This window comes from Nonomuraea dietziae (assembly GCF_014195505.1).
GTDB lineage: Bacteria > Actinomycetota > Actinomycetes > Streptosporangiales > Streptosporangiaceae > Nonomuraea > Nonomuraea roseola.
In genome coordinates, this window is the sequence record NZ_JACIBV010000001.1 from 4532591 (window position 1) to 4546833 (window position 14243).

The following is a 14243-nucleotide window of genomic DNA, read 5'->3' on the forward strand; positions in this document are numbered from 1 at the left end:
ACCTCCCCCTTCCGCCACTGTCCTGTCCCCTTGTCACGGCCACCGCTGTGTGCAGAAGCGGTGGCCGCGAAAGCGGGCCGTCCTCCCGCCTCGGATCTCACCGCCATGTCACGGCCGCCGCTCCGTGCTGGAGCGGTGGCCCTTTCGACTCCACGGCCACCGCTCCGCGTCCGAGCGGCGGCCGTGCCCTCCTCTGGATCAGTGGAAGAAGTGGCGGGTGCCGGTGAAGTAGAGGGTCACCCCGGCCTTCTCGCAGGCCGCGACGACCTCGTCGTCCCTGATCGAGCCGCCCGGCTCGACGATGGCCTTCACGCCCGCCTCGATGAGCACCTCGGGCCCGTCAGCGAAGGGGAAGAAGGCGTCGGAGGCGGCCACGGAGCCCGCCGCCCGCTCGCCCGCGCGGGTGACCGCGAGGCGGCAGGAGTCGACGCGGTTGACCTGACCCATGCCGACGCCGACCGTCGCCCCGGCCGAGGCCAGCACGATCGCGTTGGACTTCACCGAACGGCAGGCCCTCCAGGCGAAGTCGAGCTCCTCCAGCAGTTCGGGCGAGGCCGGCTCGCCCGTCTTGAGCTCCCACGCGGCAGGGGCGTCGCCCGGCGCGTCGATCCTGTCGGCGGTCTGCACCAGCAGGCCGCCGTCGATCCTGCGGAACTCGGTGGTGTTGGACGGCCGGTCCGGGCAGCGCAGCAGGCGCAGGTTCTTCTTCTGGGTGAGGACGGCCAGCGCCTCGTCGGCGAACGCGGGAGCCACCACGACCTCGGTGAACACCTCGGCGATCTGCTTGGCCAGCTCGACGCTCACCTCACCGTTGACCGCGATGACGCCTCCGTAGGCCGACACGGGGTCGCAGGCGTGGGCCTTGCGATGCGCCTCGGCGACGTCGGAGCCGACCGCGATGCCGCAGGGGTTCTGGTGCTTGATGATCGCGACGCACGGGTCTTCGAAGTCCCACGCGGCCCGCCACGCGGCGTCGGCGTCGAGGTAGTTGTTGTAGGACATCTCCTTGCCGTGCAGCTGCTCGGCGTTGGCGAGGCCGCCGCTCTCCGAGACGAGGAGCGCGGCCTGCTGGTGCGGGTTCTCGCCGTAGCGCAGGACACTCTTGAGCTGCCCTGCCGCCCCGCTGAAGACGTTGTCGCCGGTGTAGGTCGAGGAGAACCAGTTGGCCACGGCCACGTCGTAGGCGGCGGTGTGCGCGTAGGCGCGCCCCGCCATGCGCCTGCGCTCCTCGAGAGTGAACCCGCCCTGCTCCAGCGCCTGGTAGATCTCGCCGTAGGAGGCGGTGTCGACGACGACGGCGCAGGTGGCGTGGTTCTTGGCGGCGCCGCGGATCATCGCGGGCCCGCCGATGTCGATCTGCTCGACGCACTCGGCGTCGGAGGCGCCCGAGGCCACGGTCTCCTGGAACGGGTAGAGGTTGACGACCACGAGCTGGAACGGGTCGATCTCCAGCTCCTCGAGCTGGGCGACGTGGTGCGGCTTGGTGAGGTCGGCCAGCAGTCCCGCGTGGACGCGCGGGTGGAGCGTCTTGACCCTGCCGTCGAGACACTCGGGGAAGCCGGTCAGCTGCTCGACCTTGGTGACGGGCACGCCGTACGAGGCGATGGCCGCCGCGGTGCCGCCGGTCGAGACGATCTCCACCCCCGCGGTGTCGAGCGCACGGGCCAGCTCCTCCAGCCCGGACTTGTCGTACACCGCGATCAACGCGCGCCGGATGGCAATGCGGCTCACTTCTTCATTCCTCCAGATCCGAGGCGGACGGTACGGCCGGTCACGGTCCAGCCCTCACGGACCATCCGGCCGACAGTGTCGACGAGCAGCCCTCGTTCGACGGTCTTGATGCGCTCGTGCAGCAGGTGCTCGTCGTCTCCGTCGAAGACGCGCACCGCCTCCTGAGCGACGATGGGCCCGGTGTCGACGCCCGCGTCGGCCAGCATGACCGTGCAGCCGGTGACCTTGACGCCGTGGGCCATGGCGTCACGCACGCCGTGCGCGCCTGGGAAGGAGGGCAGCAGCGCGGGATGGGTGTTGAGCACGGGGAAGGATTCGAGGGTGGGCGCCCCGAGGATCTTCATGAATCCGGCCGCCACCACCAGGTCGGGCTTGTACGCGGCGATCCGCGCGGCGAGGGCTGTGTCCCAGTCGGCGCGGGAGCCGTACGAGGAGAGTTTCTCCACGAAGGTCGGCACGCCCGCCCGCTCGGCTCTGGCCAGCCCCTCGATGCCGTCGCGGTCGGCGCCGACCGCCACGATCGCGGCTCCGTACGACGGATCTGCAACGGCATCCAGAAGGGCCTGTAGGTTGGTTCCAGAGCCGGAGACGAGAACCACAAGCCGACCTGCCTGGGACACAGGCGCACTCCATTCACATGCTTGGGTGGGGCTGCCAGGGTATCTGTTCCTCGTCCGGCAACGCAGAGGAGGTCAGGTGACGACACCGGTGCAGGCACCGGGCGGTCAGCAGCTCGCGGAGTCAGCGGGCCGCAGGGCGATATGGCTGTCCGTCGCGGCGCTGGCCATGACGTTCATGCTCCCGCTCGCGGGGCTGGTCATGGCGGTCTTCGCGCTCATCGCGGGGATCAGGGCACTGCCGATCCTGCGCGGAGCCGGCAGGTCGACGGGCGTGGCGGTGGGCGGCATCGTCGTCTCCACGCTCTCGTTGATGCTCTCGGCGGGCGCGACGGCCATGCAGCTCTACCTCATGGACGAATACTCCGTCTACCAGGAGTGCATGAGGGGCGCGGGCACGGTGGCCGCCAAGGAGGCCTGCTTCTCGCAGTTCAGGGACGCCGCCGCGGCAAAGCTGCCGCCCGGCGTGATCGACGTCCTGGGTTCGGTACAGCCCTAGTCGTCCCGGTCCCACGCGTAGGGGTCGAGGTAGATGACGTGGCCTCCGCGGTCGTCCGACTCGTCGACGATGTCGCGGCGCGGCTGCCTGGGCGCGTCAGGGCGCTGTGGGCCCGACGCGGGCGAGAGCGCCTCGGCCGCCGCTGAGGCGTGCTCGTCCTGCCAGTCGTCGCGGATCACCGGGATCGGCTGGGTGTCGGCCTCCGTGGCGTCCATCCAGTGGCCCGGCAGCGCCTTGCCCTCGGACTCGGCGAGGCCGACCTTGCTCGCCGCCTTGGCGATCACCGCGCCCGCCTTGCGGGCGGTGTTCAGCTTGCGCGCGATCGGGCCGCGCCCTCGCGCGCCCTGGTAGAGCAGCCACCAGTTCGCCAGGCCCGCCGAGATGCCGGCGGCGACGCCCACCTCCAGGCAGACCGACAGCGCCACCTCCCAGGGCGAAGGGCCGACGGCCGCCAGCCTGGCCCCGCCGATCGGCCCGCCCGACAGCGCCGCGAGCAGCCCCGCCGCGAGCCCGGTGGTGACGCCGGTGACGAACCCCCACAGCGGCGCGGCCTCGTACGACGGAGAGGGCGCGATCCTGACGACCACCACACCCGCCGCGGCACCCGCCGCGAACGGCAGCGCGATGACCGCCATCATCAGCGCGGGCACGGGACCGCTGTCGGGCAGCGCGCCGAGCAGCGGCAGCGTCGGCACGTAGCCGAGCTGCACGCCGGTGGGCGCGACGAGCGTGCCCGTGCCCACCGCGAAGCCCGGCCCCGCGATGTAGGACATGCCCCAGATGACGGCGTTGAGCAGGTAGAGCCCCTGAACCAGCAGGAGCAGCAGCCCGCCGACGAAGCCGGGGGCCAGGCCCTCGGTCAGCTCGCGCACCTGCCCGAAGTTGACCACGACGGCGACCAGCACCAGCAGCAGGCCCGCCACCAGCAGCAGCGCGACCGCGACCGCCGTGCCCACCGTGACCGCCCGCACCCGCTCGGGCAGCAGCCGCAGCATCGAGCGCCACGACCCGATGGTCCGCGCGGTGGCCAGCACGCCCGCCAGGAACGCCAGCACGAAGTGGCTGAGCAGCGCCTCGCCGATGAACGGCTGGGTGATCTCGTTCCTGGCCACCAGCGCGATCAGCCCGGCCAGCAGCGCGTACGGCGCGGCCAGCGAGATCCCCGCCTGCGCCACCAGCACCAGCTGCGCCCTGCGGCGCGCATTGGCCTGCTCCTTGGGGCTGTTCTTCGGCAGCCTGGCCGGCAGCCTCAGCCTGAGGTCGGCATCGCGCGCCATCCACCGCGCCGCCCTGTAGAGCAGCACGGAGGGCAACACCATGAGGCCCAGCGGCAGCAGCCCGAGCTGGCCTCCAGGCCAGGAGAAGCCGGCGTGGTGGGCCGCCAGCCAGATCTGCGCCGCCGTGCGGAACACCCCAGGCAGGCCCGTTCCGAGCGCTCCCCTGGGCGCCGCGATCCATCCGACCAGCGTGAGCGTGATGAGGACGGCCAGCCCGACGCCCAGAGTGGCGGCCGCGGCGAGCATCCCGGAGACGGGCAGGGGCCGCCTCGTCTCGTCGTCGTCCCCGGAGATCTTGCTGAGCACAGTTCGGGGGGCTGTCCGGAGTTGGTCGAGAAGGGCCGTCACAGTGCTCGATGTTCTCAAGTTTTCAGTCAAGAACCCCGCAGCCGCGCCGGATCTTCACCATGATCCTGTACGGCTGCCCGCGCCCTGCCCCCAGTCAGGGCCGGGAGAACAGCGCCCCCAGGACTCGAAGAGATCGGCTGACGACCCTGACGTGACGGCGGGCGGCGGAGTCGGCCGCGGTGGCGTGGAAGACGGAACGGCCACCAGGTGACCCCGGTGGCCGTTCCGTGCTGTGCCGTACGGGCAGACACAGATCTAGCGGGACTGCATGATCTCGCGCATCAGGCGGGCGGTCTCGGAGGGGGTCTTGCCGACGCGGACGCCGACCTTCTCCAGTGCCTCCTTCTTCGCCTGCGCCGTGCCCGCGGAGCCGGACACGATCGCGCCCGCGTGACCCATCGTCTTGCCCTCGGGAGCGGTGAAGCCCGCCACGTAGGCGACGACCGGCTTGGTCACGTGCTGCTCGATGTAGGCCGCGGCCCGCTCCTCCGCGTCGCCGCCGATCTCACCGATCATCACGATCGCGTCGGTGCCCGGGTCCTCCTGGAAGGCCTGGAGCGCGTCGATGTGCGTGGTGCCGATGACAGGGTCGCCGCCGATGCCCACGGCCGTGGAGAAGCCGAAGTCACGCAGCTCGTACATGAGCTGGTAGGTCAGCGTGCCCGACTTCGACACCAGGCCGATACGGCCCGCGGTGGTGATGTCGGCCGGGATGATGCCGGCGTTGGAGGCGCCGGGCGAGGCGATGCCGGGGCAGTTCGGACCGATGATGCGGGTCTTGTTGCCCTTGGAGACCGCGTAGGCCCAGAAGGCGGTCGTGTCGTGGACGGGAACGCCCTCGGTGATGACCACGCAGAGCGGGATGCCCGCGTCGATCGCCTCGATGACCGCGTCCTTGGTGAAGGCGGGAGGCACGAAGACGACGGAGACGTCGGCCCCGGTCTGCTCCATGGCCTCCTTGACGGTGCCGAAGACCGGCAGGCCCTCGTGCACCGTGCCCGCCTTGCGGGCGTTGACGCCGCCCACGACGCGGGCGCCGGAGGCGAGCATGCGGCGGGTGTGCTTGGTGCCCTCACCGCCGGTCATGCCCTGAACAATGATCTTGCTGTTCTCGGTCAGCCAGATAGCCATTACGCACCTACCGCAGCGAGCTCGGCGGCGCGCTTGGCCGCGTCGTCCATCGTGTCAACCAGCTCGACGCCCTTCAGCGCTGCGTCGTGCAGGATCTGGCGCCCCAGCAGGGCGTTGTTGCCGTCGAGGCGGACGACCAGCGGGCGGGTCACGGCCTCGCCGCGCTCCTCCAGCAGCTTGAACGCCGAGACGATGCCGTTGGCGACGGCGTCGCAGGCGGTGATGCCGCCGAAGACGTTCACGAAAATCGACTTCACCGCGGGGTCGGAGATGATGATCTCCAGGCCCGCGGCCATGACCTCGGCGCTGGCGCCGCCGCCGATGTCGAGGAAGTTGGCCGGCTTGGGCTTGCCGGGGAAGGCCTCGCCCGCGTAGGCGACGACGTCGAGCGTGGACATGACCAGGCCCGCGCCGTTGCCGATGATGCCGACGTTGCCCTCGAGCTTGACGTAGTTGAGGTCCTTCTCCTTGGCCTTGGCCTCGAGGGGGTCCTCCGCCGCCTTGTCCTCGAACGCGGCGTGGTCGGACTGGCGGAACGTGGCGTTCTCGTCCAGCGTGACCTTGCCGTCGAGCGCCTTGACCTGGCCGTCGGCCGACAGGATCATCGGGTTGACCTCGACGAGCGAGGCGTCCTCGTCGACGAAGCAGCACCACAGCTTCTCGATGAGCTCGGCCGCGCCGTCCAGGGACTTCTCGGGAAGACCGCCGGCGACGGCGATCTCGCGCGCCTTGGCGCGGTCGATGCCCGTCAGCGCCGAGACCGGCACCTTGGCGACCTTCTCCGGTGTGTTGTGCGCGACCTCTTCGATGTCCATGCCGCCGGCGGCGGAGCAGATGGCGAGGAAGGTACGGTTCGCGCGGTCGAGCAGGAAGGAGAAGTAGTACTCCTCCGCGATCGCGCTCGCCTCCTCCACGAGCACCTTGTGGACCGTGTGGCCCTTGATGTCCATGCCGAGGATGTCTGTGGCCTTCGCTACGGCGTCGGCGGCGTCGTCGGCGACCTTGACGCCACCGGCCTTGCCGCGGCCCCCGGTCTTGACCTGGGCCTTGACGACAACGCGGCCCGTCAGCTGCTCGGCAGCCGCACGCACCTCCTCCACGGTGTGCGCGACGATGCCGCGCGGCACCGGGATGCCGTAGTCCGCGAAGAGCTCCTTCGCCTGATGTTCGAACAGGTCCACGAGGGTCCGTCCTTGCTTGTTCGACTGATGTACGACGGCCCGGGCCCACCCCGTGTGCCGGGCGTTTCCGCCAAGGAAGCCTAGTCCCAAGCTTGAGCTGCCCAGGTCATCGGGTCGCAGATATCTCTTGCCTGCTACACCAGTGTGCGGTAAATCGCCCGATTGTCCCCTTCTGGATCTAGGATGTCCCGCACATCTGACCGAAGGGGCACACACCGACATGAGGCGTTTGATCGCCGCCGCCGCGCTCACGGTATCCGTGGTCGCGGTCGCCACCCCCGCTTTCGCACACACGGCCCCCGCCTCCGCGGCGCCGAAGAATCCGGTCGAGGCGCTCAAGAAGCAGTTCGTCGCCGGTCACGGCGTCAGGATCTCCGAGACCTCCACCATGACCACCGACGGCAAGTCCTCGGGACCCGTCGGCCGGATGACCGGCGTGCTGGAGTTCGGCAAGTCAGGCGTCGTCTCCTCCGACCTCACCCGGCGCAGCAAGGGCGTCACCGTCAAGCCCGACGACGAGTTCGCCGCCCTGTTCAGCCCCACCCGGTACGTCAGCGTCAAGGGCCAGACGTACGCCAAGGGCGGCATCTACGCCACCGACCTGCCCGAGGGCAAGAAGTGGGTGCGCGTCCCCGGCACGCCCGAGGCCACCCTGTCCGGCAGCCAGATGATCAACATCTTCGACACCACGGTGCTCAAGACCGTCCTCAAGGGCGCCAAGAGCGTGCACGGCGGTGTCTACAAGGGCGCGATCACGCTGAGCGACCTGAGCAAGGCCTCCGGCGGCTCGGCGGTGAAGGGCAAGTTCGGCAAGATCAAGATCGCCTACGCGGTGACCCTGAACGCCAAGCAGCTCGTCACCAGGGTGACCAGCGAGGCCAAGATGGACTTCGGCCTGCTGGGCGTCATGAGCATGACCGCGGACACCCGCTTCACGGCATGGGGCAGCAAGGTCTCCATCGTCGCCCCACCCGAGGCCGAGGTGATCGACGCCGCCGACCTCGACAGCGAGGTCCCCGACCTCCCCAGCGTCCTCACCGAGGCCGCGCAGTAACACCCCCTGAACGGCCCGGCGCCCCCGACGGGACCGCCGGGCCGTCAGGCTGCGCCCACAACCCCGCAGGAACGACCGGCTGACGGCGGCGGGGGGGCTCTGCACGAAAAGTTCACGAAGCGTGCGCGTGATCTCCCGGCTTTCGTGATCTGTGGTCGGCAGGCTCGCGCCCATACGAGCCCGACTCGTCTCCGAGACGCCCTTGTGATCTTCGATTGAAAAGATCGTCCTCCCCCTCCAGACGTTGAAGGAAACCTGCATGAGAAAAATTCTCGTCGGCCTCGCCCTCACGACGGGTGTGGCGCTCATCGCCGCCCCCGCGGCGCAGGCGGCGCCGAAGGCCGACCCGGTCAAGTCGCTCAAGGCGCAGTACGTGCCAGGCAAGGGCGTCAAGACCTCTTCCACCATCCGGATGTCGATCTCCGGCGACCCGGTCATCACCGCCCGCGAGAGCGGCGTCACGGCGTTCGGCAAGTCGGGCGTGGCCGCCAGCGACCGCACGACCAAGTTCCACCTCGACCCGGTCATCGTCGCGGCGCTCGAGGACGAGGAGGACGGCCAGTCGCTCAAGGACCTGGTACGCACCCCCACCAGGGTGATCAGCGTCAAGCAGTGGAGCTACATGTCCGGCGGCCTGGTGGCGAGCACGCTGCCCGAGGGCAAGACCTGGGTGCGCACGCCCAACGCGGGCGACAGCCTCGGCGGCCCGAAGGTCGACCTCTTCGCCTCCGGCACCCTCAAGACCCTGCTCGCCAACGCCTCCTCCTACAGGAACGGCGTGGCCAAGGGCACCATCAAGATCTCCCAGCTGCCGGGCAGGCCCTTCGGCGCCAAGGCGGGCCAGAAGGTCAGCTGGACGCTGTGGATCGACGCCAAGGGCCTCGTGAGCCGGTTCGCCACCAAGCTCTCCGTGCCCGTGGGCAGGGGCGAGACGATGGACTTCACCGCCGACGAGAGGTTCACCGGCTGGGGCTCCAAGGTCACCGTCACCGCGCCGCCCGCCGCTGACTGGATCGACTCCAAGGACCTCGACGAGGAGCTGCCCGACGTGCCCGGCATGCCCGACGCGCTGACCGAGGCCGCCGGGTGAGGCGCGCTCTCGTCGGCCTCGCTCTCACCACCGGCGTGGTCCTCGTCACCGCGCTTCCGGCCCAGGCCGCGGCAGGCCCGGATCCGGTGAAGGTGATGAAGGCCCAGCTCTCCGCCAAGAAGGGCGCGGAGGTGGCCTCCACCACCTCCATGAGCGTCGACGGCAAGCTGATGATCAGCTTCAAGGAGAAGGGCAAGGTCCAGCTCGGCAAGGGCAGCGACCTGACCTTCAAGGGCGATCTCGGCCCCGCCATCTACGGTGCCATGGCCCCCGAGGACTTCTACCTGATCTCGGCGCTGACCGACACCTCACGGGTGATCACGGTCGGCAAGGAGAGCTACGTCTCCGGCGGCCTCGTCCGCGACGCGCTGCCCACCGGGATGACCTGGCTGCGCTTCGACAAGCCCGTCGACTCTCCCGGCGCACCGCCGATCGACATCCTGGCCACCGGCACGCTCAAGACGCTGCTCGCCGGCGCCGCTCCCAAGGGCGGCGTGGCCAAGGGCACGATCTCGGTCGCCAAGCTGCGCTCGGTGGCGCCCAGGCTGCGGACCTTCGCCACGAAGGGCAACGTGTCCTGGACGCTCCAGTTCGACGCCAAGGGCCTGGTCAAGCGCTTCAGCGCCACCCTGCCCTCCGTCGGCGGCGTCTCGATCAAGACCGAGACGCGGGTCAGCCGATGGGGTTCGGTCACCGTCTCCCCTCCGCCCGGCGACCAGGTGTTCGACGCCGACGCCCTCGGTGAGTCGGTCCCCATCCCGGACCCGATCGCCGAAGCGAACAAGTAGGACCTGTGCGCGTCGAACGGGCGACCGGTCATGGCCGCCCGTTCGACGCTTCACCACAGCCGCAAGGTCATCGGCTCCCCTCGCTCACTCCGTACCTTCAGGACCCCCCATGAAGCCACTCCTCATCGCCCTCGCGCTCGCCACCGCCGTCCCCGCCCAGCCCGCCCCGAAGCCCGACCCTGTCAAGGTGCTCGACGATCAGATCGAGCCTGGCAGGGGCGTCACCATCTCCGTCGTCACCCGTGTCAGGACCGACGGCAGGCACTACCTGACCGCCAGGACCACCAGGGTCGCCGGGTTCCGCAAGGGCGGGTCCGTCGACGTCGACGACTCGACCACGATGTACTCGCCGCTCGGGAACGAGCGCATGGACGACGAGTTCCGCTTCCCCACGCTGCTCATCAGGGCCAAGGGCAAGAGCTACACCTCGGGCGGCCGCCTGATCGGCCATCTTCCGCTGGACAGGAAGTGGGTGCGCCACCACTACCCCGAGAGGAATCTCGCGGATGTCACGGTCGACCTCTTCCGGCCCGGCACGCTGCGGGCGCTGCTCGCCACCGCCACCTCCCGCACCTCCAGCACCGCCAAGGGCTTCATCCACGCCGCCAAGATCCCCGGACGGCCCCTGGGCGGATCCCGGCTGAGCCGCGAGAAGGTGGCGTGGGCCCTCTGGTTCGACGCCGAGGGCAGGGTCACCCGCATGACCACCAGGATCTCGGAGCAGACGAACGACCACGAGCTGGGCATCACCTCCGACCTGCGCTTCACCGGGTGGGGTGCCGAGGTCACCGTCGAGCCGCCGCCCGCCGACCTGGTCATGGAGGCGGACGACCTTCCCGAGCTCGAACTCCCGGGTGAGGCGGCCATGAAGCTCGCCGAAGCTCTTCCTGAGGAGAACTGAAGTCCGGGGCTGCACGATGACGCCATGAACGCAGACGTCACCGACAGCCCCGACCGTTCGGTCGCCGAGCATGTGCGCCGCTATCTCGACACCGACGGCGAGGACGGATTCCTCGAAGGCGGCGTGACCAACCTCATCCTCACGACCGTGGGCAGGAAGAGCGGCACGCGCCGCCGTACCGGGGTGTTCTTCGGCCAGGACGGCGAGCGCCTCGTGCTGGTCGCGTCCGGCAGCGCGCTCGGCGCCCCCACGCTGCCCAACTGGTATCTCAACCTGCTCGCCAACCCCGAGGCCGAGGTGCAGGTGCGCGCCGAGCGGTTCGCCGTGCGCGCCCACCCCGCGACGGGCGCCGAACGCGACAGGCTGTGGCGGCTCATGACCACCTTGGCGCCGCTGTACCACCGGTACGCGGCCACCGCCAGGCAGGAGATCCCGATTGTCGTCCTGGAAAAGGTCTGAGCGCCGTGGCCGCCCTTCCAGGATCTGGGCGGCGTCGTCGCCGTGACGCCGCCGCCCGTGCTCAGGACGGGCCTGTCAGAGCTTCTCCAGCGGTGCGTAGGCGAGGAGCAGGGTCTTCTCGCCGCCACTCCCGAAGTCGATCTTCACCTTGGTCTTCTCCGCCACGCCGTCGACCGACACGACGGTGCCGAGGCCGAACGCGTCGTGGGTGACCCTGTCGCCGGGATTCAGCGACGGCAGCTGCTTGCCGCCGGGCTTGCGAGCCGGTGCCGGGCTCTCCTTGCGGGACGTGGCCGCGCTCCACGCCGACTTCTCGGGGTCGGTGCGCCACTCGATGAGCTTGGCAGGCACCTCGTTGACGAAGCGCGAGGCGGGGTTGAACGACGGGGAGCCCCACGAGCTGCGCACCGCCGCCCTGGTGATGTAGAGGCGCTTCTCCGCGCGGGTGATGCCGACGTAGGCCAGGCGGCGCTCCTCCTCCAGCTCCTTCGGCTCGCCCAGGGAGCGGATGTGCGGGAAGACGCCGTCCTCCATCGCGGTGAGGAAGACCACGGGGAACTCCAGGCCCTTGGCGGTGTGGAGGGTCATCAGTGTGACCACGCCCTGGCCGCCGTCGCCCTCGGGGATCTGGTCGGCGTCGGCCACCAGGGAGACCTGCTCGAGGAACTCCACGAGCGTGCCCTCGGGGTTGGCCTCCTCGAACTCGGAGGCGACGGAGATCAGCTCGTTGAGGTTCTCGAGGCGCGACTCGTCCTGCGGGTCCTCGGAGGCCTCCAGCTCGGCCCGGTAGCCGGTCGACACGAGGATCTCCTCGGCCAGCGCCGAGGGCGGCATGCCCTCGGCCTTGCCGATCAGGTCGTCGATCATCGCGACGAACTCGCGGATGGCGTTGAGCGACCTGGTCGCCATGCCGTACGCCTCCTCCGCCCTGCGCAGCGCCTCCCAGAAGGAGATGCGCTCACGCGAGGACAGCGCCTCGACCATCGCCTCGGCGCGGTCGCCGATGCCGCGCTTGGGCACGTTGAGAATGCGCCGCAGGGAGACCACGTCGTTGGGGTTGGCCAGCACCCGCAGGTAGGCCAGCAGGTCCTTGACCTCCTTGCGCTCGTAGAAGCGCACGCCCCCGACCACCTTGTACGGCAGGCCGGTGCGGATGAAGATCTCCTCGAACACGCGGGAGGCGGCGTTGGTGCGGTAGAAGACCGCGACGTCGCCAGGGCGCACGCCCTCCTCGTCGGTGAGCTTGTCGACCTCCTGGGCGACGAACATCGCCTCGTCGTGCTCGTTGTCGGCGACGTAACCGACGATCTTCGGCCCGTCGCCCTGGTCGGACCACAGGTTCTTCGGCTTGCGCGACTCGTTGCGCGAGATGACCGAGTTGGCGGCGGCCAGGATGTTCTGGGTGGAGCGGTAGTTCTGTTCGAGCAGGATCGTGCGCGCGTCGGGGTAGTCGCGCTCGAACTCCAGGATGTTGCGGATCGTCGCGCCGCGGAAGGCGTAGATCGACTGGTCGGCGTCGCCGACCACGCACAGCTCCGACTGGTCGGCCCCCGACCGCACCGGCTCGCCGTCGACGGTGGTCAGCTGGGGCCGCCCGACCAGCTCCCTGATCAGGATGTACTGGGCGTGGTTGGTGTCCTGGTACTCGTCGACCATCACGTGCCTGAAGCGCATGCGGTAGTGCTCGGCCACCTCGGGGAAGAGCTGGAACAGCACCACGGTGTTCATGATGATGTCGTCGAAGTCCATCGCGCCGGACTCGGTCAGCTTGAGCTGGTAGGCCTTGTAGGCCTGCGCGAGCGTCTTCTCCAGGTGCGAGCCTGCCCTGTCGATCGCGCTCTCGTAGTCGATCAGCTCGTTCTTGAAGTTGCTGACCTGGGCGGAGAACGAGCGCGGCGGGTAGCGCTTGGGGTCGAGGTCCATCTCGCGGCAGACCATCGCCATGAGCCGCTGGGAGTCGGCCTGGTCGTAGATGGAGAAGCTGGAGGGGTAGCCGAGCCTCTTGGCCTCCTTGCGCAGGATGCGCATGCAGGCGCTGTGGAAGGTCATCACCCACATGGCCTTGGAGCGGGGGCCGATCAGCCTGTCGATGCGCTCCTTCATCTCCTTGGCGGCCTTGTTGGTGAAGGTGATCGCGAGGATCTCACCCGGGTGGACCTCGCGCTCGGCCAGGAGGTAGGCGATGCGGTGGGTGAGCACCCGAGTCTTGCCTGAACCCGCCCCCGCGACGATGAGCAGGGGGCTGCCGTGATGGATCACGGCCTCGCGCTGCTGCGGGTTGAGGCCGTCGAGCAAGGGGTGGTCAACAGAGACTTGGGTGGGCACGGACCTAGGGTAAAGCGCGCCACCGACAAACGCGTCCAGGAATGCCTCGCGGCCCTTCCAGGTTCCGAGAACGAAACCCCCTTCGTAAGGAGAGAACATGGAGATCACCCGAGTCCTGGTGGTGACCGCGCACCCCGACGACGTCGACTTCGGCGCCGCGGGCACGATCGCGCAGTTCGTCGACAAGGGCGTCGAGGTGACCTACCTGCTCGTCACCTCGGGTGACGCGGGAGGCAACGAGCGCGAGGTCGACGGCGCGGGCATGGCCGAGCTGCGCAGGGCCGAGCAGGCCGAGGCCGCCAAGGCGGTCGGCGTCACCGACGTGCGGTTCCTGTCCGGCTACCGCGACGGCAGGGTGGAGCCCACGATCGAGTTGCGGCGCGACATCGCCAGGGTGATCCGCCAGGTGCGCCCCGAGCTGGTGATAACCAGCACCCCCGAGCGCAACTACCAGTTCATCGGCCCCGGCCACCCCGACCACCGCGCCGTCGGCGGCGCCACGCTCGACGCCGTCTACCCCGACGCGCGCAACCCCTACGCCTATGCCGAGCTGGCCGATCTGGAGGCGTGGACGGTCGGCGAGGTCTGGCTGCTCGGCGGCACGAGCCCCAACCACTTCGTGGACATCACCGACACGATCGACCGCAAGATCACCGCGCTCACCGCCCACGCGAGCCAGGTCGGGCACCGTGAGGGCTTCGAGGAGTTCGTCCGCGAGCGCTGGTCGGGCATCGCGCTGAAGGCGGGCCTCGGCGAGGGCCGCTACGCCGAGGCCTTCCAGGTCGTTCCCACCGCCTGACCAGCGCCTGACCTGCCTGGCCGACCGCCCGACCCGCCGCTCC

Annotated in this window: 13 protein-coding genes; 7 read left to right on the plus strand and 6 right to left on the minus strand. The window is 69.6% G+C overall.

Annotated features, from left to right (window positions below; translation table 11 throughout):
- Positions 1–198: 198 nt before the first annotated feature.
- Positions 199–1731: a bifunctional phosphoribosylaminoimidazolecarboxamide formyltransferase/IMP cyclohydrolase gene (gene purH / locus FHR33_RS21345; protein ID WP_183650565.1), complete on the minus strand. Its 1533-nt coding sequence runs from the start codon at positions 1729–1731 to the stop codon at positions 199–201.
- A complete protein-coding gene (gene purN / locus FHR33_RS21350; protein WP_183650568.1) occupies positions 1728–2351 on the minus strand; it encodes a phosphoribosylglycinamide formyltransferase in 624 nt (207 codons plus the stop codon). Before purN ends, purH begins: the two co-directional genes overlap by 4 nt.
- Before the next feature lie 76 nt (positions 2352–2427).
- Between purN and FHR33_RS21355 the strand changes: the two genes are divergently transcribed.
- Positions 2428–2847, plus strand: a complete 420-nt coding sequence (locus tag FHR33_RS21355; RefSeq protein ID WP_312895648.1) for a hypothetical protein — start codon at positions 2428–2430, stop codon at positions 2845–2847.
- Here FHR33_RS21355 and FHR33_RS21360 read toward each other — a convergent pair.
- The 3 genes from FHR33_RS21360 to sucC all read right to left on the minus strand — a co-directional run bounded on the left by FHR33_RS21360 (position 2844) and on the right by sucC (position 6784).
- Positions 2844–4430 (minus strand): cell division protein PerM, encoded by a 1587-nt coding sequence (locus FHR33_RS21360; protein ID WP_312895649.1) that lies wholly within the window; start codon positions 4428–4430, stop codon positions 2844–2846. The two genes, FHR33_RS21355 and FHR33_RS21360, sit on opposite strands and share 4 nt — an antisense overlap.
- A gap of 297 nt (positions 4431–4727) precedes the next feature.
- Complete coding sequence (sucD, locus tag FHR33_RS21365) at positions 4728–5603, minus strand: succinate--CoA ligase subunit alpha (protein WP_183650574.1); 876 nt, start codon at positions 5601–5603, stop codon at positions 4728–4730.
- Entirely contained in the window at positions 5603–6784 is a 1182-nt protein-coding gene (gene sucC / locus FHR33_RS21370; protein ID WP_183650576.1) for an ADP-forming succinate--CoA ligase subunit beta, read from the minus strand. The genes sucD and sucC overlap by 1 nt, the downstream gene beginning before the upstream one ends.
- Positions 6785–7004: 220 nt before the next feature.
- Between sucC and FHR33_RS21375 the strand changes: the two genes are divergently transcribed.
- The 5 genes from FHR33_RS21375 (at position 7005) to FHR33_RS21395 (ending at position 11076) form a co-directional block, all read left to right on the plus strand.
- Positions 7005–7838, plus strand: a complete 834-nt coding sequence (locus FHR33_RS21375) for a hypothetical protein (RefSeq protein ID WP_183650578.1) — start codon at positions 7005–7007, stop codon at positions 7836–7838.
- Positions 7839–8097: 259 nt separating this feature from the next.
- On the plus strand, positions 8098–8928 hold the full coding sequence (locus tag FHR33_RS21380) for a hypothetical protein (protein ID WP_183650581.1): 831 nt from the start codon (positions 8098–8100) through the stop codon (positions 8926–8928).
- Positions 8925–9716 carry a hypothetical protein gene (locus tag FHR33_RS21385; protein ID WP_183650584.1) on the plus strand — a complete coding sequence of 264 codons (792 nt, stop codon included), beginning with the start codon at positions 8925–8927 and terminating at the stop codon, positions 9714–9716. The genes FHR33_RS21380 and FHR33_RS21385 overlap by 4 nt, the downstream gene beginning before the upstream one ends.
- Before the next feature lie 109 nt (positions 9717–9825).
- A complete protein-coding gene (locus tag FHR33_RS21390; RefSeq protein WP_183650587.1) occupies positions 9826–10617 on the plus strand; it encodes a hypothetical protein in 792 nt (263 codons plus the stop codon).
- Between the two features lie 24 nt (positions 10618–10641).
- Complete coding sequence (locus FHR33_RS21395) at positions 10642–11076, plus strand: nitroreductase family deazaflavin-dependent oxidoreductase (RefSeq protein ID WP_183650590.1); 435 nt, start codon at positions 10642–10644, stop codon at positions 11074–11076.
- A 75-nt stretch (positions 11077–11151) separates the two neighbouring features.
- On the opposite strand, the gene pcrA is transcribed toward FHR33_RS21395, so the two are convergent.
- Positions 11152–13401, minus strand: a complete 2250-nt coding sequence (gene pcrA / locus FHR33_RS21400; protein ID WP_446685802.1) for a DNA helicase PcrA — start codon at positions 13399–13401, stop codon at positions 11152–11154.
- 97 nt (positions 13402–13498) lie between these two features.
- Here pcrA and FHR33_RS21405 point away from each other — a divergent pair, with 97 nt between their 5' ends.
- Entirely contained in the window at positions 13499–14200 is a 702-nt protein-coding gene (locus FHR33_RS21405) for a PIG-L deacetylase family protein (RefSeq protein ID WP_183650593.1), read from the plus strand.
- The last annotated feature ends 43 nt before the right edge of the window (positions 14201–14243 follow it).

Bases quoted from the DNA above. Each gene is read 5' to 3' on its own strand.
- FHR33_RS21395 (WP_183650590.1), top strand. From the start codon at position 10,642: ATGAACGCAGACGTCACCGACAGCCCCGACCGTTCGGTCGCCGAGCAT.
- FHR33_RS21380 (WP_183650581.1), top strand. From the start codon at position 8,098: ATGAGAAAAATTCTCGTCGGCCTCGCCCTCACGACGGGTGTGGCGCTC.
- sucD (WP_183650574.1), bottom strand. From the start codon at position 5,603: ATGGCTATCTGGCTGACCGAGAACAGCAAGATCATTGTTCAGGGCATG.
- FHR33_RS21375 (WP_183650578.1), top strand. From the start codon at position 7,005: ATGAGGCGTTTGATCGCCGCCGCCGCGCTCACGGTATCCGTGGTCGCG.
- FHR33_RS21390 (WP_183650587.1), top strand. From the start codon at position 9,826: ATGAAGCCACTCCTCATCGCCCTCGCGCTCGCCACCGCCGTCCCCGCC.
- FHR33_RS21405 (WP_183650593.1), top strand. From the start codon at position 13,499: ATGGAGATCACCCGAGTCCTGGTGGTGACCGCGCACCCCGACGACGTC.